Annotated in this window: 27 protein-coding genes; 13 read left to right on the top strand and 14 right to left on the bottom strand. The window is 59.9% G+C overall.

The window, feature by feature from the left end; all coding sequences use genetic code 11:
* Positions 1–100 precede the first annotated feature (100 nt).
* A complete protein-coding gene (locus ACWKV5_RS07030; RefSeq protein WP_483840719.1) occupies positions 101–667 on the top strand; it encodes a nitroreductase family protein in 567 nt (188 codons plus the stop codon).
* Positions 668–716: 49 nt separating this feature from the next.
* On the opposite strand, the gene ACWKV5_RS07035 is transcribed toward ACWKV5_RS07030, so the two are convergent.
* The 6 genes from ACWKV5_RS07035 to ACWKV5_RS07060 all read right to left on the bottom strand — a co-directional run bounded on the left by ACWKV5_RS07035 (position 717) and on the right by ACWKV5_RS07060 (position 4954).
* Positions 717–2057: a sensor histidine kinase gene (locus tag ACWKV5_RS07035; protein ID WP_483840720.1), complete on the bottom strand. Its 1341-nt coding sequence runs from the start codon at positions 2055–2057 to the stop codon at positions 717–719.
* A gap of 174 nt (positions 2058–2231) precedes the next feature.
* Positions 2232–2681, bottom strand: a complete 450-nt coding sequence (locus tag ACWKV5_RS07040; protein WP_483840721.1) for a Spy/CpxP family protein refolding chaperone — start codon at positions 2679–2681, stop codon at positions 2232–2234.
* Positions 2682–2837: 156 nt separating this feature from the next.
* Positions 2838–3515, bottom strand: a complete 678-nt coding sequence (locus ACWKV5_RS07045) for a response regulator transcription factor (RefSeq protein WP_027922300.1) — start codon at positions 3513–3515, stop codon at positions 2838–2840.
* Positions 3516–3522: 7 nt separating this feature from the next.
* Complete coding sequence (locus tag ACWKV5_RS07050; RefSeq protein WP_483840722.1) at positions 3523–3936, bottom strand: SH3 domain-containing protein; 414 nt, start codon at positions 3934–3936, stop codon at positions 3523–3525.
* A gap of 120 nt (positions 3937–4056) precedes the next feature.
* On the bottom strand, positions 4057–4356 hold the full coding sequence (locus tag ACWKV5_RS07055; protein WP_084320523.1) for a YciI family protein: 300 nt from the start codon (positions 4354–4356) through the stop codon (positions 4057–4059).
* A gap of 1 nt (position 4357) precedes the next feature.
* The gene (locus tag ACWKV5_RS07060; RefSeq protein WP_483840723.1) at positions 4358–4954 is read right to left on the bottom strand and encodes a septation protein A; all 597 of its coding nucleotides are present in this window, start codon (positions 4952–4954) and stop codon (positions 4358–4360) included.
* 87 nt (positions 4955–5041) lie between these two features.
* Between ACWKV5_RS07060 and ACWKV5_RS07065 the strand changes: the two genes are divergently transcribed.
* The 5 genes from ACWKV5_RS07065 to rluB all read left to right on the top strand — a co-directional run bounded on the left by ACWKV5_RS07065 (position 5042) and on the right by rluB (position 9895).
* The gene (locus ACWKV5_RS07065; protein WP_483840724.1) at positions 5042–5905 is read left to right on the top strand and encodes a PHP domain-containing protein; all 864 of its coding nucleotides are present in this window, start codon (positions 5042–5044) and stop codon (positions 5903–5905) included.
* A gap of 13 nt (positions 5906–5918) precedes the next feature.
* Positions 5919–6548: an L-threonylcarbamoyladenylate synthase gene (locus ACWKV5_RS07070; RefSeq protein ID WP_140667231.1), complete on the top strand. Its 630-nt coding sequence runs from the start codon at positions 5919–5921 to the stop codon at positions 6546–6548.
* Positions 6549–7370, top strand: a complete 822-nt coding sequence (locus ACWKV5_RS07075; protein WP_487247653.1) for a segregation and condensation protein A — start codon at positions 6549–6551, stop codon at positions 7368–7370.
* Between the two features lie 11 nt (positions 7371–7381).
* Positions 7382–8353, top strand: a complete 972-nt coding sequence (gene scpB, locus ACWKV5_RS07080; RefSeq protein WP_483840725.1) for an SMC-Scp complex subunit ScpB — start codon at positions 7382–7384, stop codon at positions 8351–8353.
* A 255-nt stretch (positions 8354–8608) separates the two neighbouring features.
* Positions 8609–9895 carry a 23S rRNA pseudouridine(2605) synthase RluB gene (rluB, locus tag ACWKV5_RS07085; RefSeq protein WP_483840726.1) on the top strand — a complete coding sequence of 429 codons (1287 nt, stop codon included), beginning with the start codon at positions 8609–8611 and terminating at the stop codon, positions 9893–9895.
* Positions 9896–10095: 200 nt separating this feature from the next.
* Here the strand turns inward: rluB and ACWKV5_RS07090 are convergent, their stop codons facing one another.
* Both ACWKV5_RS07090 and ACWKV5_RS07095 read right to left on the bottom strand, forming a co-directional pair.
* Positions 10096–11061 (bottom strand): leucyl aminopeptidase, encoded by a 966-nt coding sequence (locus ACWKV5_RS07090; protein ID WP_483840727.1) that lies wholly within the window; start codon positions 11059–11061, stop codon positions 10096–10098.
* Positions 11062–11130: 69 nt separating this feature from the next.
* A complete protein-coding gene (locus ACWKV5_RS07095; RefSeq protein WP_170219177.1) occupies positions 11131–11268 on the bottom strand; it encodes a hypothetical protein in 138 nt (45 codons plus the stop codon).
* An 811-nt stretch (positions 11269–12079) separates the two neighbouring features.
* Here ACWKV5_RS07095 and ACWKV5_RS07100 point away from each other — a divergent pair.
* Positions 12080–13492, top strand: coding sequence for an amino acid permease (locus ACWKV5_RS07100; RefSeq protein WP_483840728.1), 1413 nt, complete (start codon positions 12080–12082; stop codon positions 13490–13492).
* A 142-nt stretch (positions 13493–13634) separates the two neighbouring features.
* A complete protein-coding gene (gene arfB / locus ACWKV5_RS07105; protein ID WP_008010994.1) occupies positions 13635–14048 on the top strand; it encodes an alternative ribosome rescue aminoacyl-tRNA hydrolase ArfB in 414 nt (137 codons plus the stop codon).
* Here arfB and ACWKV5_RS07110 read toward each other — a convergent pair.
* From ACWKV5_RS07110 to phhA, 6 genes are all read right to left on the bottom strand, one after another.
* Entirely contained in the window at positions 14045–15241 is a 1197-nt protein-coding gene (locus ACWKV5_RS07110; protein ID WP_483840729.1) for an MFS transporter, read from the bottom strand. The two genes, arfB and ACWKV5_RS07110, sit on opposite strands and share 4 nt — an antisense overlap.
* A 104-nt stretch (positions 15242–15345) precedes the next feature.
* Positions 15346–15528, bottom strand: coding sequence for a hypothetical protein (locus ACWKV5_RS07115; protein ID WP_483840850.1), 183 nt, complete (start codon positions 15526–15528; stop codon positions 15346–15348).
* Positions 15529–15604: 76 nt separating this feature from the next.
* The gene (locus ACWKV5_RS07120) at positions 15605–15736 is read right to left on the bottom strand and encodes a hypothetical protein (protein WP_010461912.1); all 132 of its coding nucleotides are present in this window, start codon (positions 15734–15736) and stop codon (positions 15605–15607) included.
* Between the two features lie 278 nt (positions 15737–16014).
* Positions 16015–17208, bottom strand: coding sequence for an amino acid aminotransferase (locus ACWKV5_RS07125; RefSeq protein WP_483840730.1), 1194 nt, complete (start codon positions 17206–17208; stop codon positions 16015–16017).
* Entirely contained in the window at positions 17208–17564 is a 357-nt protein-coding gene (locus ACWKV5_RS07130; RefSeq protein ID WP_322221475.1) for a 4a-hydroxytetrahydrobiopterin dehydratase, read from the bottom strand. The genes ACWKV5_RS07125 and ACWKV5_RS07130 overlap by 1 nt, the downstream gene beginning before the upstream one ends.
* Before the next feature lie 104 nt (positions 17565–17668).
* On the bottom strand, positions 17669–18454 hold the full coding sequence (phhA, locus tag ACWKV5_RS07135) for a phenylalanine 4-monooxygenase (RefSeq protein WP_140670815.1): 786 nt from the start codon (positions 18452–18454) through the stop codon (positions 17669–17671).
* A 414-nt stretch (positions 18455–18868) separates the two neighbouring features.
* On the opposite strand from phhA, the gene ACWKV5_RS07140 reads away from it, so the two are divergent.
* From ACWKV5_RS07140 to ACWKV5_RS07160, 5 genes are all read left to right on the top strand, one after another.
* Complete coding sequence (locus tag ACWKV5_RS07140) at positions 18869–20431, top strand: sigma-54-dependent transcriptional regulator (protein ID WP_483840731.1); 1563 nt, start codon at positions 18869–18871, stop codon at positions 20429–20431.
* A gap of 264 nt (positions 20432–20695) precedes the next feature.
* Complete coding sequence (gene flgF, locus ACWKV5_RS07145; protein WP_483840732.1) at positions 20696–21436, top strand: flagellar basal body rod protein FlgF; 741 nt, start codon at positions 20696–20698, stop codon at positions 21434–21436.
* Between the two features lie 45 nt (positions 21437–21481).
* A complete protein-coding gene (gene flgG, locus ACWKV5_RS07150; protein ID WP_027922324.1) occupies positions 21482–22267 on the top strand; it encodes a flagellar basal-body rod protein FlgG in 786 nt (261 codons plus the stop codon).
* 52 nt (positions 22268–22319) lie between these two features.
* Entirely contained in the window at positions 22320–23015 is a 696-nt protein-coding gene (flgH, locus tag ACWKV5_RS07155) for a flagellar basal body L-ring protein FlgH (protein WP_483840733.1), read from the top strand.
* A gap of 27 nt (positions 23016–23042) precedes the next feature.
* The gene (locus tag ACWKV5_RS07160) at positions 23043–24131 is read left to right on the top strand and encodes a flagellar basal body P-ring protein FlgI (RefSeq protein WP_032833447.1); all 1089 of its coding nucleotides are present in this window, start codon (positions 23043–23045) and stop codon (positions 24129–24131) included.
* Positions 24132–24142: the final 11 nt, after the last annotated feature.

Here is a 24142-nt window from a genome sequence, read left to right on the forward strand (position 1 = left end):
GGGAGTGGGCGCCATTCTACCTGCGGGGCAGGGCATGTAAACCGACGCCGCGTGCGCACTTGCAGCTAGAATAGCCAAACATTTTTCCAGGAGGTGGCCGATGCAGGCTCTCGACGCTTTGCTCAACCGTGTTTCCGTTCCACGACTGCTTGACCCGGCGCCAACTGCGGCGCAACGCGAAGTGCTGTTTGGCGCCGCCATGCGTGCCCCGGACCATGGTCATTTGCAGCCTTGGCGCTTTCTGACTGTCGAGGGCGCGGCACGTGAGCAAATGGGCGAGTTGCTGGCCGAAGCGGCGAAGCTGCAAGACAGCGAGGTGTCCGAAGCGGCACTGGACAAGGCGCGCAACGGCCCGCTGCGTGCACCGTTGGTGGTGGTGGTGATTGCGCGGGTGCAGGATCACATCAAGTACCCGAAATCCGAGCAACTGTTGGCGGCGGGCTGTGCGGCGCACGGAATTTTGCTGGCGGCGTATGCGCAAGGGATTGGCGCGGTATGGCGCACCGGTGAACTGGCCTACTCGGCGCATGTGGCCAAAGGGCTGGGGTTGGCGGAAGGAGAAGAGGTGATTGCGTTCCTTTACCTCGGCACACCGCAGAAAGAACCGCGGGTGGCCGAGAAAGTCGACCTCGCCGAATTCGTCAGCGCGTGGCCCGGCAAGGCCTGAGTACACCCATCAAAATGTGGGAGCGAGCAGGCTCGCTCCCACAGGGGGGTTACGGTTGGACGACGACCCCCGGCACCAACGGCAATTCCAGACTGGCCACAAACCCGCCCTGGGGATGATTGGCCAGCACCAGACTACCGCCATGGCGCTCCGCCGCACGCCGCGCAATGGCCAATCCAAGGCCATGCCCGGCGGCTATCTGCCCCGGCGCTCGATAAAACGGCTCACCCAACTGATTCAAATGCTCGGCGTCCACGCCCGGCCCATGGTCACGCACGCTGACCACAATACGCTCACCCTGACGCACGGCCTGCACTTCAATCGACTGCCCCACCGGGTTAAAGCGCTGGGCGTTGCGCAGCAGATTATCGACAGCGCGCTCGATCATCGTCGGCCAGCCCTTGAGGTTCAGTTGCGGCTCCGCCTCCAGGCGTACATTCTGTTCCGGTGAACCCAGTTGCGCATCCTTTTGCAGCGTATGAAGCAACGCGTTGAGGTCGACCTCTTCGGCACTGGCGTTGTCGGCATCGACCCGCGCCAGCACGAGGATTTCGCTGATCAACGCCTCCAGCCGGTCGCATTCGCGGGTCAGGCGCGGCCAGAGTTTTTCCCGTTCTTCAGGGTTGGCCCGTTCCGCCAATGCCAGGGCAATGCGCAGTCGGGCGAGCGGGGAGCGCAATTCATGCGACACATCGCGCAGCAACTGCCGCTGGCTGCCGATCAAGCTTTGCAGGCGTGAGCCCATGCGGTTGAAGTCATTGGCCAGCACGCCGAACTCATCGCGCCGGTTGGCCAGTTTCACCAGGCTGTTCTGCTGATATGTGGTTTGCCCCAAGTCATGCACGGCACCGCGCAAACGGCTGAGCGGGCGGGTGATCGACAGCGTGACGAACAGGCTGAACAAGGTCAGCACCACCAATGCGATGCCCAGCGCACTCAACGGCCACAGCAGGCTTTCGCGGTGCCAGGAATCCAGTTCAGGGTGCGGGATGCGATAAATCAGCAGGTAGGTGTCGCCGGTTTTTTCGCTGGTGTATTCCGCGGTCAAACGGCGCCATGGCAGACGCCGATCATCGTTGTTCTGCCGGGCTTCGAACGCGGCTGCGCGACGCGGGAAGGTGCCGCGGACGACCGGGTCGCCGCTTTCGTTCAGCACCTGAACGTCGATGTGATATTGACGTTTGCGCTGTTCCAGAATGTCCTGGGCGGCTTCTTCACCTTGGGATTCGTAGGTTTGCGTCCACTCTTGCGCCAGGGTATTGAGGCCCGGATGGCGGCTGAGGATCCACGCGTCCTGGTTGAGCATGTGCCCCAGCAGAATGGAAAGCCCTGCCACCAGAGCGATGGCCAGCCAGAAGCTGGCCAGGATACGCCAGAACAATGAACGCACAGAAAATCCTCAAGCTAACGCAAATCCCTGTGGGAGCGAGCCTGCTCGCGAAAGCGGAGGGTCATTCAACAATGATGTCGATTGACACTCCCTCTTCGCGAGCAGGTTCGCTCCCACATTAGATTGGGGGGTAACAGACCCAACGGGTTGGCCGTTGGGTCCGGGGTCAGCGCATTATTGCGCTTTTTGCGGTTGTTGCGCTTTCCAGGCCTTGAACTCGGCCCACTCGGCGCGACGCTCAGCCTGCTTTTTCTGGATCTCGTCGAATTTCTTCTGTTGATCCGGTTTCAGCACGGCGCGTACATCGGCTTCGGCTTTCTGATGCTTGGCGGTCATTTCGTCTTTCAGGGCTTTCTGGTCGGCTGGCGAGAGTTTCTCCAGGTACTTGTCGACCAGTTGCTTACGCTCGTGCATCTGCTCGCCCATGATCTTGCGGATCTGCTCGCGCTGTTCGCGGCTCAGGTCCAGCTGACTGTACGGGCCTTTGCCGTGCATGCCGTGCATCTGACCGCCGTGGCGCGAGCCGTCCATCGGCCCACCCATCGGGCCGGTGCCTTCAGGCATGGCCATGGCAACGGTCGGCAAAGCGGCGGCGAACATCAGAGCGATAAGAGTCTTGCGCATGGTGAATCTCCTTGTCTCGTTCCCGGTACGTTCCGGATGAGTACAGATTACGCAGATCAAGGTCAGCGGCAGTCAGCGGAGCGTAAAGCTTGGGTAAAGACGATTTCTCGCCAACCTGACAAAACGGCCTGCTGGACACAGGTTGCACCTGGCTAGTTACAGGCTGTAGTAGTAACCACGGCTGCGCAGCGCAACGATGCGCGGGCGGCCGTCGGGGTGCGGGCCGATTTTCTTGCGCAGGTTGCTGACGTGCATGTCCAGGCTGCGGTCGTACAGGGTCAGCTTGCGGCCGAGGGCGATCTGCGCCAGTTCCTGTTTGTCCAGCGGCTCGCCGGGCTGCTTGAGCAGGGCTTCAAGCAGACGGCTTTCGGAGACGGTGAGGGTGAATTCCTGTTCATCGATGCTGACCACGCCGCGCACCGGGCTGAAACACAGATCGCCCAGTTCCAGTTGGCTGGACACTGCCGCCGGATGACTGCGACGCAATACGGCGCGCAGGCGGGCTGTCAGTTCACGTGGGTCGCAGGGTTTGGCCAGGTAATCGTCGGCGCCCAGTTCCAGGCCGAGGATGCGGTCCAGTGGCTCGCCGCGAGCTGACAGCATCAGCACTGGCAGGTCCGGGTGATCGCTGCGCAATTGCTTGAGCAACTCCAGACCGCTGCCGTCCGGCAGCATCACGTCCAGCACCACGGCGGCGGGAGAGGTTTCAGCCAACGCGCGGCGGGCACTCTGGCCATCGTGGCAGGCACGGACCTGAAAGCCTTCCTGGCTCAACCAACTGCTCAGGAGCTCGCACAGCTCCTGGTCATCATCAATTAGTAACAGCTCGCTCATGAATCACTCAATTTAGCCATTGCCGACGTTTTCTGGTGGCACCACTGGCGAAGATACCGCAGAGCAGGGCCAATAGCGCTACTCCACCGCCGATAACAAACCATTGCTGCTGATCAGTCAGCAGACGTGGCAACGGGCTACTGGCCTGCACTTCCTTGAGTTGCAGCTTGAGGCGCTGATTCTCTTGGCGCAACCGGCTCAGTTGAGCGCTTTCGCGTTCGGCATCGGTATTTTGCAGTTGCTTGTTCAATTCTTCCCGTTGCTGCTCGCTGACCTTCAAGCGTTGCTGCAACTCGCTAATCTGGCTGCCGGCGCTCAGGGACAGCGGCGTCGAATTACCGCCCTCAGCACCTTCTTCACCGTGGGCCGGGGCCATGATCGACAACGTCACCAACAACAGACACAACGGACCCTTGCGCATCGCGACTCCTGATTCCAATCGAGTATTGGGCAGGTTATCGGCAGGCAAACGAGGATAATGAGCGTTGAGAGCGCGATGAACCGACAAGGTTCACCGCGCGGGAGCATTTTGGGGGGAAAGTTATGGCAGGACTTGCTTGAACGGCTTGACCGAAACGTTGGCGTAGACGCCTGCGGCGATATACGGATCAGCGTCGGCCCAAGCCTGTGCGGCGCTCAGGGAATCGAATTCGGCGACGATCAGGCTGCCGGTGAAACCCGCAGCGCCCGGATCATTGCTGTCGACTGCCGGGTTCGGACCGGCCAATACGATGCGGCCTTCGCCCTTGAGCACTTGCAGGCGCTCAAGGTGGGCAGGGCGCGCGGCCAGTCGGGCTTCCAGCGAGTTGGCGACGTCTGTGGCAACGATTGCGTAGAGCATGTCAGTCCTCGGTTTTTGGCGTAGTGGTGTCGGTGTCGTGCAGGTGGCGGGACAGGTAGATGCCCTGGCCGACCAGGAACAGCAGCGTCATGCCCAGGCTGCCGAAGACTTTGAAGTCGACCCAGTAGTCCTGGAAGGTGAACGCTACGAACAGGTTGGCGGCGCCGCAGAACAGGAAGAAAGCGATCCAGGCGATGTTCAGGCGCGTCCAGACGGGCTCTGGCAGGGTCAGTGCATGACCCATGATGCGCTTGATCAGCAGGCTGTCACCGACGAAGTGGCTGCCAATAAACGCCAGGGCAAACAACCAGTTCACCACCGGCGCTTTCCACTTGAGGAAGGTTTCGCTGTGGAACGCCAGGGTCAGGCTACCGAAGACCAGGCAGGCAATGAGGGTCAGCCACTGGCTCTTCTCAAGCTTGCGCTGCTTGAAGAACAATGTGCCGTAAACCACCAGCGAACTGATGATCAACATCGCGGTGGCGCTGTAGATACCGCCTACAGTCAACTCATGACCGCCGATGTCGACGACCCGTGGGTCAAGTTTGAAGACGATGAAAAACAACAGAAGCGGGATGAAATCGATGAATTGTTTCACAGTGGCAGCCAGAAGCAGGATGTGGCGGCATAATAACAAACATATGGGCGCGCGATAGCGCCAGCTGATTTGAGGTAACAAAGTCCCGTGAATGTTGATTTGCACTGCCATAGCACGGCCTCCGATGGCGCCTTGGCGCCTGCGGTACTGGTTGCGCGTGCGTTCGAGAAAGGCGTGCGAGTCCTGGCCTTGACCGATCACGACACCCTCGAGGGCCTCGATGAGGCCCGCACAGCCGCGACGGCGCTGGGGATGCAACTGGTCAACGGCGTCGAATTGTCCTGCACCTGGGGCGGCGCGACCATTCACGTTTTGGGTTATGGATTTGATGTCACGGCGCCGCCGTTGGTCGAGGCGATTGCAAAATTGCACGATGGCCGTTGGCTACGGTCCGAAGAAATAAGCCGCAAGCTGGCGTTGAAAGGCATGCCGGGGGCGCTGGAAGGGGCCCGTGCCCTGCAGCAGGAACTGGGCGACAGCGGCAACGCGCCGGCCCGCCCGCACTTCGCCGACTGGATGGTGCGTGAAGGGTTTGTAAAGGATCGCGCCGAAGCCTTCCGCAAATGGCTGGGCGCCGGCAAGCTGGGCGACGTCAAGCAACACTGGCCGACCCTGGAAGAGACCGTCGAAACCCTGCGCGCGGCGAAGGCCTGGGTCAGCCTGGCGCATCCCTGGCACTACGATTTCACTCGCAGCAAGCGTCGCCGCCTGATTTCTGACTATATTCAAGCCGGGGGCCACGCGATTGAAGTGGTCAATGGCCATCAGCCCGCCGAACAAGTGGGCAGCCTGGCGATTCTTGCTCGTGAGTTCGGTCTGCTGGTCAGCGCCGGCAGTGATTTTCATGGCCCTGGAGGCTGGTCCGAGATTGGCGAATATCGCCCGCTCCCGGAGGATCTGCCACCACTGTGGTGTCGATTCAAACATGACCCAATTATTGCCGCCGTCTGAACAGGTAGAGAATGTGAGTCAATTTTTCCAGATTCATCCGGAAAACCCGCAAGCGCGCCTGATCAAACAGGCAGTCGAGATCATCCGCAAAGGCGGGGTGGTGATTTATCCCACAGACTCGTCCTACGCCATTGGTTGCCAGATCGGCGACAAGAATGCCGTGGAGCGCGTGCGCCGGTTGCGTGGGCTGGATGACAAACACAACTTCGCGCTGATTTGCAGCGACCTGTCGCAGCTGGGGGTGTTTGCCAAGATCGATACCGGCACGTTCCGCCTGCTCAAGGCGCACCTGCCAGGGCCGTACACCTTCATTCTCAACGCCACCCGCGAAGTCCCGCGGCTGTTGTTGCACCCGAAAAAACGCACCATCGGCCTGCGGGTCCCGAGCCATCCAATCGCCCTGGCGCTGTTGGAAGAGCTCGGTGAGCCGCTGATGAGCGTGACCCTGATCATGCCGGGCGACACCGACCCGCTGACCGACCCGTTCGAAATGCGTCAGTTGCTTGAACATCAAGTCGACCTGATCATCGATGGCGGATTCGGCGGGATCAAGGCCTCCACCGTGATCAATCTCGCCGACGGCGAGCCGGAAGTGATCCGTGTCGGTTGCGGCGACCCTGCGCCGTTCATGGCCGAGGCATAGATGTCCGCAGTAGAACCCGCAGTCGACAGTCAGGCCGGAGCCCAGCAAGAGCTGCCCTTCGCGATGGTGTATGGCCAGGCGGTACTGGAAATGCCGCTGGACCTGTACATCCCGCCGGATGCGCTGGAGGTGTTTCTCGAGGCCTTCGAAGGCCCGCTCGACCTGCTGCTGTACCTTATCCGCAAACAGAACATCAACATCCTCGACATCCCGGTGGCGGAAATCACCCGCCAGTACATGGGCTATGTCGAGTTGATGCAGTCGGTGCGCCTGGAACTAGCCGCCGAGTACCTGGTGATGGCCGCGATGCTGGCCGAGATCAAGTCGCGGATGCTGTTGCCCCGCGCCGAAACCATCGAAGACGAAGAAGATGACCCGCGCGCCGAGCTGATCCGGCGCTTGCAGGAATACGAACGCTTCAAGGCGGCCGCCGAAGGCATCGATGGCCTGACCCGTGTCGGCCGTGACGTGGTGGTACCGAAGCTGGATGCCCCGGAAGCCCGGGCGCGCAAACTGTTGCCGGACGTGCGCCTGTCTGAGTTGCTGTTGTCCATGGCCGAGGTCCTGCGCCGTGGCGACATGTTCGAAAGTCACCAGGTCAGTCGCGAGGCGCTGTCTACCCGCGAACGCATGAGCGATGTGCTGGATCGGCTCAAGGGCGGCGGTTTTGTGCCCTTTGTCGAGCTGTTCACCGCAGAAGAGGGGCGACTCGGGGTGGTGGTGACCTTTATGGCCATCCTCGAACTGGTCAAGGAATCCTTGGTCGAGCTGGTGCAGAATGAGCCGTTCGCAGCGATCCACGTGCGGGCCCGAGCCGAATAACGAGTTGAATCATGAACCTGACTGAACCCCGCGAGCTGGCGCCACTGCTTGAAGCCTTTCTGTTGGCCTCGGGAAAGCCGCAATCGCTTGAACGCCTGTTCGAACTCTTCGAAGAGGGCGAGCGGCCGGAGCCACCGGTTTTCAAGAAAGCGCTGACGATCCTGGCCAAGTCCTGTGACGGGCGCGCTTTCGAGCTGAAAGAAGTCGCCTCCGGCTACCGCCTGCAAATCCGCGAAAAGTTTTCGCCGTGGGTCGGGCGTTTGTGGGAAGAGCGGCCGCAGCGATATTCCCGCGCCATGCTCGAAACCATTGCGCTGATCGCCTATCGCCAGCCGATCACCCGGGGCGAGATCGAAGACGTGCGGGGCGTGGCGGTCAACAGTCAGATCGTCAAGACGCTGATGGAGCGTGAGTGGATCCGCATCGTCGGCTACCGCGATGTGCCCGGCAAACCGGCGATGTTCGCAACCACCAAGGCGTTTCTCGATCACTTCAACCTGAAAAACCTCGACGACCTGCCGCCGCTGGCTGAACTGCGCGAGCTGGAACCGGACCCGGTGCTCGATTTCGACGACGCGCCCGTGCCTGCCAGCCTGCAAGAGTTGGCGGACGCCAGCGCCGAGCCGGAAGAACCCAAGGAAGAAACCAGTTTCCACACGTTGTTGCTGGAGCTGGACACCATGGAGGAGGGGCTCAAGACCGACTTCGACGATTTGTTACGCGATGGCGAGATGACCGCGTTTGAACCTGAAGTCGGCGGTGCACTTCAGGTCGAGCCCGAGGCTACAGCCGAAGCAGAGCCGGAACCGGAGCTCGAAGACGACGTTCTGGGCGTCGCCGAGGCTCGCGAAAAACTATTGGCCGCCGTTGCCGCCCTCGAACAACCGAAACCCGAGCCCGAGCCCGAATTGAGCGACGAAGAAGCCGAAGCCCGGGCGCTGGCCGAAGCCATCGAAGCCGAACGCCGCGAGTTCGACGACTGACCCGGATTTTGTAGACACTACAACCCCCTGTGGGAGCGAGCAGGCTCACTCCTACAAAGGGGGCTTGTGATGCCACCGGTCGGCGGAAAAACAGGTAACTCTGTGTTCATCAGCTAGTCTCTGATGCGCAAATGCCCACATGAGCGTATGATTCTCGACCCTTCGGCGATCCCTTCGCCCAAGTTGAACAGATTTACATCGCTTCAGGCCCCTCACTCAGAGCTGCCTGAACAGACCACACCGGGAGGTGCCCAGATGAGTATCAACGACCAGAAAGACGACCAGGAAATCGGCCCAGCAGGCGAAAAACTGCAGAAAGTCCTCGCCCGTATCGGCGTCGGCTCTCGCCGTGACGTAGAAGCCTGGATCAGCCACGGCCGCATCAAGGTCAATGGCAAAGACGCCACGCTCGGTCAGCGTGTCGACATGCATGACGCCATCACCATCGATGGCCGCGTGATCAAGCGCGAAGAAGCCGCCGAGTCGGTACGCCGCGTGATCATGTACAACAAACCCGACGGTGAAATCTGCACCCGCCTCGACCCGGAAGGCCGTCCGACCGTATTCGACAAGATGCCGAAACCGAAAGAAGGTCGCTGGATCAACATCGGCCGTCTGGACATCAACACCACCGGCCTGCTGATGTTCACCACCGACGGTGAACTGGCTAACCGCCTGATGCACCCTTCCTACGAAATGGACCGTGAATACGCGGTACGTGTGCGTGGCGAAGTCGACGACGAGATGATCGAGCGTCTGAAAGCAGGCGTCGTCCTCGAAGACGGCCCGGCCAAGTTCACCGACATCAAGCAGGCACCAGGCGGCGAAGGTTTCAACCACTGGTACCACTGCGTGGTAATGGAAGGTCGCAACCGCGAAGTTCGTCGTCTGTGGGAATCCCAGGGCCTGGTGGTCAGCCGTCTGAAGCGCGTGCGTTTCGGTCCGGTGTTCCTCAACTCCGACCTGCCGATGGGTCGCTGGCGCGAAATGAGCCAGTACGAAGTCGACATTCTGAGTGCTGAAGTTGGCCTGACCCCGGTTGCCATGCCGCAAATGAACGCGAAGAGCAAAGACAAGCTCGACCGTATGCAGCGTAAATCGTCGCGTCCGATGGGCAAGACCGAGCGCGTGCGTTCGTTGCGTCCAGCCATCGGTAACCAGACCGCTGCTACGCCGCGTGATACCCGCGAGCCGCATTTCGAAGGCGAGCGTCCAGCCCGCAAGCCAGCAGCACCTCGTGCTGATGGCGAGCGCGGTCCACGCACGCCACGTCCGGCCAACGGTCGCACCGAGCGCGGCGAAGGCCGTGGTGCGCCAAGCGGCGGTCGCAGTGATCGCGGTGCTCCGGCAGGTCGTGGTGAGTCGGGTCGCGGTACGCCAGTGGCCGACCGTCCTGGCGATACCAAGCGCCCGGCCAAGCCAGCGCCGAAGAAACGCCCAGGTATCGTCCTGGTCGACAAGGACGCGCCATCGGGCAAGCGCCGCGGTGCGCCAGCCGGTTCGGGCCAGCGTCCGGGCTTTGGTCGTCGCAAGCCTGAGTAATCGGTAAGCGCCACATAAAAAACGCCATCCCTCGGGATGGCGTTTTTTTTGGCTTGGCTTAAGTGAGGGGTTGAATGACCGGGCGTCTTCGCGAGCAGGCTCGCTCCCACATTTGATCGCATTTCCCCGAGAGAACTCGGTCACCTGTGGGAGCGAGCCTGCTCGCGAAGACGCCAGTTGCAGCACCTCCTTTTCAACGGCTAGAACACAAACCGCCCATCAAACACCGGCTCATCATCCAGCGCCAACACGCCACCGGAGAAGATCAAATCCAGATGATGGCTACCCTTGGCGCCACCGCCCAACCCAAGGTGCAGCCCGCAATGGCGCTCCTCGAACCCGGCATTGCGCGCATACAAGGCTTTCACGCCCTCATTGGTGCCAATCCCCAGTTCTTCAATCCGTCGATTCGACGGATTGGCCTCCAGGTATTTATTGAAGTCATGTTCCAGCCCCGGCACCTCGGTGGCGATTTTGCGGATGGTCGAGTTCTCGATCCATAACTCCAGCGGTGATTCCAATACTCCGTATTTGCGGGCAAACGGAATCGTACTGAGAAAAGTCCCCATGAACTTCACCTGCCCATTAATCGCTTCGCTGTGCGTGGCGATTTCACCGGGTGCCAAATCAAAGTTGCCGATGCCATTGATGTCAGTCCACTTTTTAATGCTGTTCAGCGGAGCGTCAAACCAGGAGCCGTGTTCATCTTTGAAGCTTAACGTCGTGGCCTGGGACAGGCGCTGGATCAAATGGCTGTTCAACCCGGCAATGCGTTGCGGGGTGACGCTGAAGGTGTCGTAGAAGTAATCGCCGTAATCCTTGAATAGCAGCGACTTCTTCCAGTTCTCGGCCATCACGCCATGCAGTGCGCGGACAAACTCCGGGCCTTCGGGGCGTGGGTTGGGCAGGGTGGAAGAGTCGTAGAAAAAAATGTACAGATCGCAGTCGGCGATGGCCTGGGCCAGTAAAGCCGGGGGCTCCAGATCAAGGCGTAGCGTGTTGAAGCGCAAGGGTTGGCGGTCACCGGCGTGTTCGGCAATAGCGCCGGTCAGCGCCTCGTAATCGGCGGTGTGGCCAAGCAAGACCTTCGCCGGGTTGATGCCGGCAAGGGCTGGGTGCTGTTCGAGGTAGTAGAGAAAATGCGTAATGGCGCGATGCTTATCCATGCTGTCCTCCGTGACAAACCGGTAAAAAGTGGCAGGCACAACCGGCCGGATTACGCCTGCCGGGAGGTCTTACAGAGGCCACATCGCCGTGCCGAACGGAACTACCGCGTCGGCTTGCATCATTTCTACGGCGGCTTCATGGGTCGGTGCTTCAAACCAATCGTCCAGTTGCAGTTCAGTTTCCAAGTCTTTATCCAGTGCTTGCATGGTGAAACTCCTTAATGACTTTTGAGTAGAAACAACTTGCCGGTCGATGCGGCTCGGCAAGTCGCTGCAAACCTAGTTGAGGGATTTTTATAATGCAAAAAAATAATCAAATAAGATGTTCAGTGAACTGTTTAGTTTGTTTCTTTTAAGGGTTATTTATTAATAGAAAACAAAAACTAACTCGGCTTTTTCCTTAGGAAGCTTCCTATCGTCAATTTGCAGTCGTCCTACAGATAAATCCGATTTGGAAAATTATCGTTACGCCGTGTAAAGAAATGCTGACGAAATATCGCCTGAAACCCCGTGGGTTGACGCTTACGGAACGGGTGTAAGGAAAACCTGCCGAAATCAATCCGTTCAACCATCGCCCAAGGCTCTGGGCCGCTTGTTTCAGCGTCGCAGGAAGGGTCAGATGCGCCCCATGCCTGTCGTGCAGGTGCATAACAAGAAGGAGGCGCAATGTACGCCGTGATTCAAACCCATCTCTCCCCGTGGGGCGATTTTTCAATCGTTCCCGTCAATGATCCGCAAGGGTCTGACTCTTTATTTGCAGCCGCCCGAGATACTCGGGGCGGACACCGGCAATCCCGGCTTACAACACGCTGATCCAGCGGGTCTGGCAGCAGGGGGTTAGCGGTGTACAATGCGCCGCGTTTTACCTGTGACCTCCTGCGCAAATGCGCAAACCTCAAGGCTATCCGCCTTGTTCACTCCGCCACGCCACGAGTGTGCCGGGTTCGATTTCGTCACAGATAAAAACAAACAGGTGACGCATGAACGTTGTAACGATGCAGAACGTGAGACCCTTTTCATGAGTGGACAAAACTCGCAGTCAGGCGAGCTGAAGCGCGGCCTGAAAAATCGCCACATTCAATTGATCGCCCTCGGTGGTGCGATCGGTACCGGTTTGTTCCTCGGCTCGGCCGGGGTCCTGAAATCCGCTGGCCCGTCGATGATCCTCGGCTACGCCATCTGCGGCTTCATCGCGTTCATGATCATGCGCCAGCTCGGCGAAATGATCGTTGAAGAGCCCGTCGCCGGTTCCTTCAGTCACTTTGCGCACAAATACTGGGGCGGTTTCGCCGGCTTCCTGTCAGGCTGGAACTGCTGGATCCTGTACATCCTGGTGGGCATGTCGGAGCTGACCGCGGTCGGCAAATACATCCACTACTGGGCGCCGGACATCCCGACCTGGGTCTCGGCAGCCGGCTTCTTCGTGCTGATCAACCTGATCAACCTGGCCAACGTCAAAGTCTTTGGCGAGGCCGAGTTCTGGTTCGCGATCATCAAGGTCGTGGCCATTGTCGGCATGATTGCCCTGGGCAGCTATTTGCTGGTCAGCGGTAACGGCGGTCCGCAAGCGTCGGTCAGCAACCTGTGGTCCCACGGTGGGTTCTTCCCGAACGGTGTCAGCGGTCTGGTGATGGCCATGGCGATCATCATGTTCTCCTTCGGCGGCCTGGAAATGCTCGGTTTCACTGCGGCTGAAGCCGACAAGCCGAAAACCGTGATCCCGAAAGCCATCAACCAGGTGATCTACCGGATCCTGATTTTCTACATCGGCGCGCTGGTCATTCTGTTGTCGCTGACGCCATGGGACAGCCTGCTGGCGACCCTCAACGCGTCCGGTGATTCCTACAGCGGCAGCCCGTTCGTGCAAGTGTTCTCGATGCTCGGCAGCAACACCGCCGCGCACATCCTCAACTTCGTGGTACTGACTGCGGCGCTGTCGGTGTACAACAGCGGCACCTACTGCAACAGCCGTATGCTGCTGGGCATGGCCGAACAGGGCGATGCGCCGAAGGCCTTGTCGAAGATCGACGAGCGCGGCGTGCCGGTGCGTTCGATCCTCGCTTCGGCGGCGGTGACGCTGATTGCGGTGCTGTTGAACTACCTGATCCCGCAAAACGCGCTGGAACTGCTGATGTCGCTGGTGGTTGCGACCCTGGTGATCAACTGGGCGATGATCAGCTTCTCGCACTTCAAGTTCCGCCAGCACATGAACAAGACCCAGCAAACGCCGCTGTTCAAGGCGCTGTGGTACCCGTACGGGAACTACATCTGCCTGGCGTTCGTGGTGTTCATCCTGTGCGTGATGCTGCTGATTCCGGGCATCCAGATCTCGGTGTACGCGATTCCGGTGTGGGTCGTGTTCATGTGGATCTGCTACGGCATCAAGAACAAGCGCAGTGCGCAGCACGCGTTGCAGGCTTCGGTGAAATAACGCCGTACGCAGAAACGACAAACCCGGCCAATGCCGGGTTTGTTGTTTTCATCGCGAGCAGGCTCGCTCCCACAGTTGATCTGCGGCGTGCCGGAGAGCTTATTCGCGGTATCCTGCGCACTCTGAATACGGACGCTTTTCCATGCTGGTGATTTCCAACAACGTGCATCTGCCGGATGCCGAGATCGAGTTGACGGCCATTCGCGCGCAAGGCGCCGGCGGGCAGAACGTCAACAAGGTTTCCAGCGCCGTGCACCTGCGCTTCGACATTCCGGCCTCGTCCTTGCCTGAGTTTTACAAGGAGCGGTTGCTGGCGCTGCGTGACAGTCGCATCACCAGCGAAGGCGTGTTGATCATCAAGGCCCAGCAATACCGCACACAGGAAGCCAATCGCGCCGATGCGCTGGAGCGCTTGACCGAGCTGATCCTCAGCGCGACCAAGGTCGAAAAGAAGCGTCGCCCGACCAAACCGACGCTGGGTTCAAAAAAACGTCGACTCGAATCGAAGACCAAACGCGGCAGCATCAAGGCCGGACGCGGCAAGGTCGATTTTTAACGCGCCCGCGCTTCGCGTTGCTTCGGCGCTTGCCGGTACAAGTAAACGCTCAATGCCAAACCGCTGAGTGCGGCAATCGCGGCAAACAGAAAGATCGACGCAAAACCAAACCCGGCCGCAATGGCACCGGCCAATGGCCCGGTAATCCCCAGCGACAAATCAATGAACAGCGAATAAGCCCCGACCGCCGCGCCACGGCTGGAGGCCGGCACCAGGTTGACCGCCTCCACGCCGAGCGCCGGAAACACCAGCGAAAATCCGAAACCGCTCAGCGCTGCACCGGCCAATGCCCAATGGGCCTCCGGCGCGAGCCACAGCAGCAGCAACCCCAGAGTTTCTACGGACAGGCAGGCAATCGCCACGCGAAACCCGCCGAGGCGGTTGATCAGGTTGCCGAACAACAGGCGTGCACCGATGAAGCTGGCGCCGAACAGGCTCAGGCACAACACCGCGTTGTCCCAGTGTTGCGTGGCGTAATACAAGGTGATGAAAGTGGCGATGGTGCCGAAGCCTATGGAGCCCAACGCCAGACCGCAGCCGTGTGGCAGCACCCGCCCCAGCACATGCATGAACGGCAAGCGTTCACCGACCACAATCGGCGCGGCGGTTTTTGGCCATGCCAGCGCCAGGCCCAGCACGGCCAGCAGCACGATGCTCACGCCCATGCTCCACAAGCCCAACTGATGAACCAGCAGCACCCCCAGCGGCGCGCCGACGGCCAGTGCGCCGTAGCTGGCAATGCCGTTCCAGGAAATCACCTTGGCGGTGTTGGCCGCGCCGACCCGGCCGATGCCCCAGCCAATCGATCCCGAGCCGACCAGGCTTTCCGCGCTGCCGAGCACCAGGCGGCCAATCAACAGGCTGATCAGGCTCACGGTCGGCAGGCTCTGCGTCCAGGCTGAAACCAGCATGAACACACCGCTCAAGCCGCAACCGGCCAGGCCGTACATCACCGCGAGTTTGCTGCCCTTGTTGTCGATGATTTTGCCGGCGTAGGGCCGGCTGAGCAGGGTGGCCAGGTATTGCACGCTGATCACCAGGCCGGCGATGACCGCGCCGAAACCCAGGTCGCTGTGGACGTAGCCGGGCAATACGGCCAGGGGAATGCCGATATTCAGGTAGCCGATGAAGGTAAACAGAACGATGGAAACGACTTGCAGCGTGACCGCCAGGGGGCGCTGGTTTTCAGACATGGGTAAAGGTCCACGGGAAAGCAGGATAGATAGGCTGCTTATGATAGCGGCGCGAGCGCTCGCGGGTCGTGGAAAAAGTAAAACTATTTGCCGGGCGGTGTGGTTCAGGGCTTGGCGGGGGCAACCAGTTGCGTCGTGACCAGGGCGGCCAGGGCGTTTTCCTGAGTGCCGAAGCGGGCGAGCAGTGCGGCTTGTTTCTCGGGGGAGAGTCGGTTCCAGATCTCGATCATCTTCTCGGCAGTGCCGATCAGGACGCTGGCTTGGGTCTCGCTGAATTCATCGGTCATGGTGTGAAGCTCGGGGTTCAGGCGGTGTGGAAAGCGCATGTTAGCGCTTTCCACACGGTCTGGCATTGCAGGTGTTTCAGTCTTCGCTGTCGGCCTGGCGGCGTTCAGTGGCTTCTTTGGGCTCGGGCTGTTGGGCGCCGGCTTGTTGCGTGGTTGTCTGCTCAGTTTCGTGCAGGCTTGGGAAGGGGAGATTAGGGATCTCGTGCATGGTTCGCGCTCCTCGCAAAGTCTGTTGATAGATCTGGTAGATCCGCGCTTTTAAAAAGCTTGGGCAGGATACAGCACTGAAAATGACAATCAGACTTTTATATCCATTTGTTGCGACGGATGGGATTGTCTAGACAGGTCTGGAAGAGGGAACAACACAAAACAACAGTGGGAGCGAGCCTGCTCGCGAATGCGGTGGATCAGTCAATGTTGATGTCGACTGACACACCGCTTTCGCGAGCAGGCTCGCTCCCACAGTTGATGGTGCAATGGCTGGGATTATTTGCAGACTTCAGCAATCGCCTCAGCCAGCAAATCCAGACGCGTTGCATCAATCCCGGCCACGTTGGCCCGGCCGGAGTTGACCATGTACACGCTGTGATGATCGCGCAGATGTTTAACCTGCTCCGCCGTCAACCCGGTGTAAGAGAACATCCCGCGCTGCACGCCAATGTGCGCAAAACGCTCACGCAAACCATGGGGTTCCAACGCCTCGACCAAGCCACTGCGCAACTGGGCGATGCGCAACCGCATGGCTTCCACTTCGTCGGCCCAGAGGCTTTTCAGTTCCGGGTCGCCAAGAATGGTTGCGACCACGGCGGCACCATGATCCGGCGGCGTCGACCACAGATTGCGGGCGATGTTGGCCAGCTGGCTGCGGATGTCCACGAGCTTGTCAGCGGTTTTTGCGCAGACAATCAGCGCGCCGGTGCGGTCGCGGTACAAGCCGAAGTTCTTCGAGCAGGAACTGGTGATCAGCACTTCCGGCAACGCGTCAGCGAACAGACGGGTCGACCAGGCATCCTGTTCCAGGCCATCGCCGAAGCCCTGGTAGGCGAAGTCGATCAACGGCACCAGGTCACGACTGCGCACTACGTCCAGCACTCGGCGCCAGTCGTCATGGGACAGGTCGAAACCGGTCGGGTTGTGGCAGCAGGCGTGCAGCAACACCACGTCGCCCTTCGGCGCTTCGCTCAGTACCGCGAGCATGGCGTCGACGTCGAGGCGGTTGTCGCTGCCCACGTACGGGTAATGACTGACCTTGACCCCGGCCGCCGCGAAAATCGTCTCGTGGATCGGCCAGGTCGGGTTGCTCAACCACACGCCACGGCCCGGCAGGCACTGGGCGATGAAGTCGGCACTCAAGCGCAATGCGCCGGTGCCGCCCGGGGTCTGGGTCGCCCCAGCCCGTTGTTCGGCGATCAAGTCGGAATCGGCACCCAGCACCAACTCACTGATGGCTTTGCCGAAGGCCGGTTCGCCGTGACCACCGATGTAGGTCTTGGTGGTCTGGCGATCGACCAGACGCTGCTCGGCCAGCTTCACCGACTGCGGAATCGGCGTCAGGCCCTGGGCATCTTTATAGACGCCCACGCCGAGGTCGAATTTGCGCGGGTTCGGATCCTGCGCATAGGCTTCCATCAAGCCGAGAATCGGATCGCCGGGAACTCGACCTATGGCGTCGAAATGCATTATTTGCGGCCCTCGGCGTCCTTGGCCACTTCGTCAGTGCGCGCGGCCATGATGAAGTCGTTGCGGTGCAGACCCTTGATGGAGTGGCTCCACCAGGTGACGGTGACTTTGCCCCATTCGGTCAGCAGGCCCGGGTGGTGACCTTCGGCCTCGGAGATTTCACCGACCGCGTTGGTGAACGCCAGTGCGTGCTTGAAGTTTTTGAACAGGAAGACTTTTTCCAGCTGCATGATGCTGTCGCGTACTTCGATGTTCCAGTCCGGGATTTGCTTGATCAGGATCGGCAACTCTTCGTCGCTGACTTGAGGGGCACCGGCTTGGCAGGCTTCGCAGTGGGCTTGGTTCAATGTGGACATGATGTGTTCCTGAAATCGAATGATTGGACATCGGCCGTCAGTGTCACCACGCTAAACCAAAGCGTCGGCTCATGACAGGCTCACTTGATTCTAAAAGCTGCGGATCACGCAGCCTTTGGTGGAAATTTCGGGGTGTGCAAGCCCAGCTGCATGCCTTGCTTGACCATGCTCATGATGTCTTCATGAGCCACGTCAAACAGACGCTTGAGGTTCGGCAGGACAAAGTACAGCGGCTGCAGGATATCGATGCGATACGGCGTGCGCATGCATTCCAGCGGATCGAATGCCTGATGCTCAGGTTCGTTCGACAGGCAGTAAACGGTTTCTTTTGGAGAGGAAAGAATGCCGCCGCCGTAAATGCGCAGGCCATCAGCGGTATCGACCAGGCCGAACTCGATGGTCATCCAGTACAGACGCGCCAGGTAAACGCGTTCTTCCTTGGTCGCTTGCAGGCCAAGTTTGCCGTAGGTGTGGGTGAATTCAGCGAACCAGGGGTTGGTCAGCAGCGGGCAGTGGCCAAAGATCTCGTGGAAAATGTCCGGCTCTTGCAGGTAATCCAGCTCTTCGCGGGTACGAATAAACGTTGCCACTGGAAACTGCTTGTTCGCCAGCAACTCGAAAAACGTCTGGAAGGGGATCAGCGCTGGAACTCGGGCCACTTGCCAACCGGTGGTTTCACCGAGGACTTTGTTGATTTCACCGAGTTGCGGGATGCGGTCGTGGGGCAGACCGAGTTTTTCGATACCGTCCAGGTATTCCTGGCACGCACGGCCCTCGATCACTTTCAGTTGACGAGTGATCAGCGTGTTCCACACCGCATGTTCTTCAGCGGGGTAGTCGATAAAACCTTGCGCATCGGGCTCGCGAGCCACGTACTGCGTCTGCTTCATGCTGCTCTCCTGCGAGGGGATTTCGTTCTTGTTATGTGCTGCTATGGACCTAGAAATACCCCAAGGCGTGCGGTGTTGCAGCAGGTGTTCGGCGCTCTTTGTAGGAAAAATCGGCGTTTTACGTAAAGTTTTCGTTACGGATTGCGGAGAAAGTCGTGTCTGCGGCGATTTCCGGGTTTGAAAAGGTCGATGGGTGTCACATAATCTTGACGACTAACTTCACGTTCGACCTAAAAATACTGCAGGGCACGTTCAATTGAGCGCTGCGATTCCCTGTGGGAGCGAGCCTGCTCGCGAAAGCAGTGGATCAGTCAATGTTGATGTCGACTGACTCACCGCGTTCGCGAGCAGGCTCGCTCCCACAGGGAATGTGTGCAGGCATTGACCTCATTTATCGTTTTTCGGGCCATTTATATGCGTATCAAAGTCCACTGCCAGAACCGCATCGGCATCCTCCGTGACATTCTCAACTTGCTGGTGGAGTACGGGATCAACGTCGCCCGGGGTGAGGTCGGCGGTGAGCATGGCAATGCGATCTACCTGCATTGTCCGAACCTGATCAACATTCAGTTCCAGGCCCTGCGTCCGAAGTTCGAATCGATTGCCGGGGTGTTTGGCGTCAAGCGGGTAGGGCTGATGCCCAGCGAACGTCGGCACATGGAGCTCAATGCCCTGCTCGGCGCCCTGGAGTTTCCGGTGCTGTCGATCGACATGGGCGGCTCCATCGTCGCGGCTAACCGTGCGGCGGCGCAGTTGCTTGGGGTGCGGGTGGATGAAGTACCGGGGATTCCGCTGTCGCGTTACGCCGAGGATTTTGATTTGCCGGAACTGGTGCGCGCCAACAAGTCGCGAATCAACGGGTTGCGGGTCAAGGTCAAGGGGGATGTATTTCTGGCCGATATCGCGCCGCTGCAATCCGAGCATGACGACAGCGAAGCCATGGCCGGCGCAGTCCTGACGCTGCACCGCGCCGACCGGGTAGGGGAGCGCATCTACAACGTGCGCAAGCAGGAACTGCGCGGGTTCGACAGCATCTTCCAAAGCTCGAAAGTCATGGCCGCGGTGGTGCGCGAAGCCCGGCGCATGGCGCCGCTGGATGCGCCGCTATTGATAGAAGGCGAAACCGGCACCGGTAAAGAATTGCTGGCGCGCGCCTGCCACCTCGCCAGCCCGCGCGGGCAGTCGCCGTTGATGGCGCTCAATTGCGCCGGTTTGCCGGAATCGATGGCCGAGACCGAATTGTTCGGCTACGGCCCTGGCGCCTTCGAAGGCGCACGCGCCGAAGGCAAGCTTGGGCTGTTGGAACTGACGGCCGGCGGCACGCTGTTTCTCGATGGCGTGGGCGAAATGAGCCCACGCTTGCAGGTTAAATTGCTGCGCTTTTTGCAGGACGGATGCTTCCGTCGTGTCGGCAGTGATGAAGAGGTTTATCTGGATGTGCGGGTGATCTGCGCCACTCAGGTGGATTTGTCCGAGCTGTGCGCCCGGGGCGAGTTTCGCCAGGATTTGTATCACCGCTTGAACGTGCTGTCGTTGCACATTCCGCCACTGCGTGAGTGCCTCGACGGCTTGACGCCGCTGGTGGAGCACTTCCTCGACCAGGCCAGTCGGCAGATCGGTTGCCCGCTGCCGAAACTGGCCCCGGCCGCGATGGAGCGGCTCAGTCATTACCACTGGCCGGGCAATGTCCGGCAATTGGAGAACGTGCTGTTCCAGGCGGTTTCGCTATGTGAAGGCGGGACGGTCAAGGCCGAACATATTCGTCTGCCAGATTACGGTGTGCGTCAGCCGCTTGGCGATTTCTCGCTGGAGGGCGGGCTGGATGCGATTGTCGGGCGCTTTGAGAAAGCGGTGCTGGAGCGGTTGTACTCCGAGCATCCGAGCAGTCGGCAACTGGGCAAGCGGTTGGGCGTTTCGCATACGACCATTGCCAACAAGTTGCGTGAGTACGATGTCGGCAAAGAGCCCAATGCCTGACGCACGGCGGGTCTTTTGTGGCGAGGGAGCAAGCTCCCTCGCCACAGGTTGCCAAGCGCCAGTCATGAAGGCCGACAGTTGCCACCCACCGGCATGACACCGCCGGTTTTTCGACTTTGACACAATCCCCCATTCCCCTCTGAAACCCCTCAAGTCCTTTGTTTGCCGGGCCCGGCGCCGCCAAAAAAAAGTTGGTCTGTAAATTGCTTATCGCTCATCAGTACAGCGGTGGGCGGCAAACGTCCGGCATGCAGAGGAAAGAGTGTGGACAAGTACCTTTATGTGGCAATGACCGGCGCCAGCCAGAATGCACTGGCGCAGAAGGCTCATGCCAACAACCTGGCAAACATCTCCACCAACGGTTTTCAGAAGGACCTGGAACAGGCCCGTTCGATGCCGGTGTTTGGTGACAGCTTTCCGGCGCGTGCGTTTGCGATGACCGAACGCCCGGCCACCGACTTCTCCCCTGGTTCGCTGGTTGAAACCGGTCGTGATCTCGATGTCGCGGTGCAAGGCAACGGCTGGATCGCCGTGCAGACGCCCGATGGCGCTGAAAGCTATGTGCGCACCGGAAGCCTGAACATCGACGCCCTGGGCGTGCTGCGTGCCGGCAACGGCATGCCGGTGATGGGCAATGGCGGTCCGATCGCCGTGCCGCCCGAGCAGCAGATCGAAGTCGGCGAAGACGGCACCATCAGCATCCGTGCGATGGGCGAAGGCCCGCGTGTGATGGCTGAAGTCGACCGCATCAAACTGGTCAACCCTGACCTGAAGAACATGACCAAGGGCCTGGATGGTTCGATCCACACCAAGGACGGGAAGCCGGCGCAAGCCGACTCCGGCGTCAAACTGGTGTCCGGGTTCCTTGAGTCGAGCAACGTCAATGCCGTGGAAGAAATGACCTCGGTATTGGCTTTGTCGAAGCAGTTCGAGCTGCACATCAAGATGATGAACACCGCCAAAGACGATGACCAGGCCATGGCTCGGGTCTTGCAGATCAGCTAATTATCAGAACGTCGCGCCGTAAAACAGGCGCACGAGGAGAATCGAATGCTTCCGGCTCTATGGGTTGCCAAAACAGGTCTGTCCGCCCAGGACACCAACCTGACCACTATTTCCAACAACCTGGCCAACGTGTCGACCACGGGTTTCAAACGTGACCGCGCCGAGTTCCAGGACTTGCTCTATCAGATCAAACGCCAGCCTGGCGCCCAGTCGACCCAGGACAGCGAACTGCCGTCCGGTCTGCAAGTGGGTACGGGTGTGCGCATCGTCGGCACCCAGAAAAACTTCACCGCCGGCAGCCTGCAAACCACCGAGCAGCCACTTGACCTGGCGGTCGACGGTCGCGGTTTCTTCCAGATCCTGCAGCCGGACGGCACCACGTCCTACACCCGTGACGGTACGTTCCACCTCGACTCCAACGGTCAGATCGTGAATGCCAGCGGCTTCGCCCTGGAGCCGGCCATTGTGATTCCGAACGACGCACAGACCTTCACGGTCGGTCGCGACGGCACCGTGTCCATCACCGTTCCGGGTAACCCGGCCAACCAGGTGATCGGCAATCTGCAAACCGCCGACTTCATCAACCCGGCCGGTCTGCAGGCCGTGGGTAACAACCTGTTCCTGGAAACCGCTGCTTCCGGTGCGCCGCAAGTGGGTACCCCGGGCCTGAACGGTTTCGGCACCACGCTGCAGAACACCCTGGAAACGTCCAACGTCAGCACCGTTGAAGAGATGGTCAACATGATCACCACTCAACGCGCCTACGAGATGAACTCCAAGGTGATCTCCACCGCCGACCAGATGCTCTCGTTCGTAACGCAGAATCTGTAATCAAGTCTATGAGGCGGCCATGAGGTCGCCTGCAACACCGTGAGGTAGGGTCATGAATCGCTTTGTATCTGTTCTGGCACTGAGTGGGGCTGTTGTGCTCGCGGGCTGCGTCCCATCGACGCCCAAGCCCAATGACCCGTATTACGCGCCGGTGTTGCCGCGCACGCCGTTGCCGGCTGCCGCAAACAATGGCTCGATTTATCAGGCCGGTTTTGAACAGAACCTGTACAGCGACCGCAAGGCGTTCCGGGTCGGTGACATCATCACCATCACCTTGAACGAGAAGACTCAGGCGAGCAAAAACGCCAACTCGCAAATTGGCAAGAACAGCAAGGCCAGCATCGGTCTGAGTTCGCTGTTCGGCTCCACGCCCAACACCAACAACCCGTTCGGCAGCGGCGACCTGAGCCTGGACGCCAGCTATGAAGGCGACCGCGCGACCAAGGGCGACAGCAAGGCGGCGCAGGGCAACACCCTCACCGGCTCGATCACCGTCACCGTGGCTGATGTGCTGCCCAACGGCATCATCGCGGTACGCGGCGAGAAGTGGATGACCCTCAACACCGGCGACGAGCTGGTGCGGATTGCCGGTCTGGTGCGCGCCGATGACATCGCCACCGACAACACCGTGTCGTCGACCCGCGTCGCCGATGCACGCATCACCTACTCGGGCACCGGTTCGTTTGCCGATGCGAGTCAGCCAGGCTGGTTCGACCGTTTCTTCCTCAGCCCGCTGTTCCCTTTCTAGGTGGCCAGTTTGAATCTTAAACACCTCATGGTGGCCGCCCTGATGCTGTCCGCCGCGTTCAACGCGCAGGCCGAGCGGCTGAAGGATATCGCCAGTATTTCCGGCGTACGTTCCAACCAATTGATCGGCTACGGTTTGGTGGTCGGGCTTAACGGCACCGGTGACCAGACGACACAGACGCCTTTCACCCTGCAGACCTTCAACAACATGCTCTCGCAGTTCGGCATCAAGGTACCGCCGGGTTCGGGCAACGTGCAGCTGAAGAACGTCGCAGCGGTCTCGATCAGTGCGGACTTGCCGGCGTTTGCCAAGCCGGGTCAGCAGGTCGATATCACCGTGTCCTCGATTGGTAACTCCAAGAGCTTGCGCGGCGGCACCTTGCTGCTGACTCCGCTCAAAGGTATCGACGGCAACGTCTACGCTGTCGCTCAGGGCAACCTGGTGGTGGGCGGTTTTGATGCCGAAGGTCGTGACGGTTCGAAGATCACCGTCAACGTTCCGTCGGCCGGTCGAATCCCTGGCGGTGCGTCGGTCGAGCGTTCGGTGCCAAGTGGTTTCAACCAGGGCAACAGCCTGACGTTGAACCTCAACCGTTCGGACTTCACCACTGCCAAGCGCATCGTCGACAAGATCAACAACATGCTCGGCCCTGGCGTTGCCCAGGCCATTGACGGCGGTTCGATTCGCGTCAGCGCGCCGCTTGATCCGAGCCAGCGTGTCGACTACCTGTCGATCCTCGAAAACCTTGAAGTCGATCCGGGCCAGGCGGTGGCGAAAGTCATCATCAACTCGCGCACCGGCACCATCGTGATCGGCCAGAACGTCAAGGTGTCACCAGCCGCCGTGACCCACGGCAGCCTTACCGTGACCATCACCGAAGACCCGATCGTCAGTCAGCCAGGCCCTCTGTCCAATGGTCAGACGGCCGTCGTGCCGCGCTCGCGGGTTAACGCCCAGCAAGAAGCCAAGCCGATGTTCAAGTTCGGTCCGGGCACCACCCTCGACGAAATCGTCCGTGCGGTGAACCAGGTCGGCGCGGCGCCGGGCGACTTGATGGCAATCCTCGAAGCACTGAAACAGGCTGGCGCATTGCAAGCCGACCTGATCGTGATCTAAGGGACCGTCGT

It is taken from the genome of Pseudomonas oplopanacis (assembly GCF_057128725.1).

What these genes read in the sequence shown, in the direction of transcription:
- ACWKV5_RS07030 (WP_483840719.1), top strand. Translation starts at nt 101, where the DNA reads ATGCAGGCTCTCGACGCTTTGCTCAACCGTGTTTCCGTTCCACGACTG.
- ACWKV5_RS07040 (WP_483840721.1), bottom strand. Translation starts at nt 2,681, where the DNA reads ATGCGCAAGACTCTTATCGCTCTGATGTTCGCCGCCGCTTTGCCGACC.
- ACWKV5_RS07045 (WP_027922300.1), bottom strand. Translation starts at nt 3,515, where the DNA reads ATGAGCGAGCTGTTACTAATTGATGATGACCAGGAGCTGTGCGAGCTC.
- ACWKV5_RS07050 (WP_483840722.1), bottom strand. Translation starts at nt 3,936, where the DNA reads ATGCGCAAGGGTCCGTTGTGTCTGTTGTTGGTGACGTTGTCGATCATG.
- ACWKV5_RS07055 (WP_084320523.1), bottom strand. Translation starts at nt 4,356, where the DNA reads ATGCTCTACGCAATCGTTGCCACAGACGTCGCCAACTCGCTGGAAGCC.
- ACWKV5_RS07075 (WP_487247653.1), top strand. Translation starts at nt 6,549, where the DNA reads ATGTCCGCAGTAGAACCCGCAGTCGACAGTCAGGCCGGAGCCCAGCAA.
- scpB (WP_483840725.1), top strand. Translation starts at nt 7,382, where the DNA reads ATGAACCTGACTGAACCCCGCGAGCTGGCGCCACTGCTTGAAGCCTTT.
- rluB (WP_483840726.1), top strand. Translation starts at nt 8,609, where the DNA reads ATGAGTATCAACGACCAGAAAGACGACCAGGAAATCGGCCCAGCAGGC.
- ACWKV5_RS07090 (WP_483840727.1), bottom strand. Translation starts at nt 11,061, where the DNA reads ATGGATAAGCATCGCGCCATTACGCATTTTCTCTACTACCTCGAACAG.
- ACWKV5_RS07095 (WP_170219177.1), bottom strand. Translation starts at nt 11,268, where the DNA reads ATGCAAGCACTGGATAAAGACTTGGAAACTGAACTGCAACTGGACGAT.
- ACWKV5_RS07100 (WP_483840728.1), top strand. Translation starts at nt 12,080, where the DNA reads ATGAGTGGACAAAACTCGCAGTCAGGCGAGCTGAAGCGCGGCCTGAAA.
- arfB (WP_008010994.1), top strand. Translation starts at nt 13,635, where the DNA reads ATGCTGGTGATTTCCAACAACGTGCATCTGCCGGATGCCGAGATCGAG.
- ACWKV5_RS07110 (WP_483840729.1), bottom strand. Translation starts at nt 15,241, where the DNA reads ATGTCTGAAAACCAGCGCCCCCTGGCGGTCACGCTGCAAGTCGTTTCC.
- ACWKV5_RS07115 (WP_483840850.1), bottom strand. Translation starts at nt 15,528, where the DNA reads ATGACCGATGAATTCAGCGAGACCCAAGCCAGCGTCCTGATCGGCACT.
- ACWKV5_RS07120 (WP_010461912.1), bottom strand. Translation starts at nt 15,736, where the DNA reads ATGCACGAGATCCCTAATCTCCCCTTCCCAAGCCTGCACGAAACTGAG.
- ACWKV5_RS07125 (WP_483840730.1), bottom strand. Translation starts at nt 17,208, where the DNA reads ATGCATTTCGACGCCATAGGTCGAGTTCCCGGCGATCCGATTCTCGGC.
- ACWKV5_RS07130 (WP_322221475.1), bottom strand. Translation starts at nt 17,564, where the DNA reads ATGTCCACATTGAACCAAGCCCACTGCGAAGCCTGCCAAGCCGGTGCC.
- phhA (WP_140670815.1), bottom strand. Translation starts at nt 18,454, where the DNA reads ATGAAGCAGACGCAGTACGTGGCTCGCGAGCCCGATGCGCAAGGTTTT.
- ACWKV5_RS07140 (WP_483840731.1), top strand. Translation starts at nt 18,869, where the DNA reads ATGCGTATCAAAGTCCACTGCCAGAACCGCATCGGCATCCTCCGTGAC.
- flgG (WP_027922324.1), top strand. Translation starts at nt 21,482, where the DNA reads ATGCTTCCGGCTCTATGGGTTGCCAAAACAGGTCTGTCCGCCCAGGAC.
- flgH (WP_483840733.1), top strand. Translation starts at nt 22,320, where the DNA reads ATGAATCGCTTTGTATCTGTTCTGGCACTGAGTGGGGCTGTTGTGCTC.
- ACWKV5_RS07160 (WP_032833447.1), top strand. Translation starts at nt 23,043, where the DNA reads ATGGTGGCCGCCCTGATGCTGTCCGCCGCGTTCAACGCGCAGGCCGAG.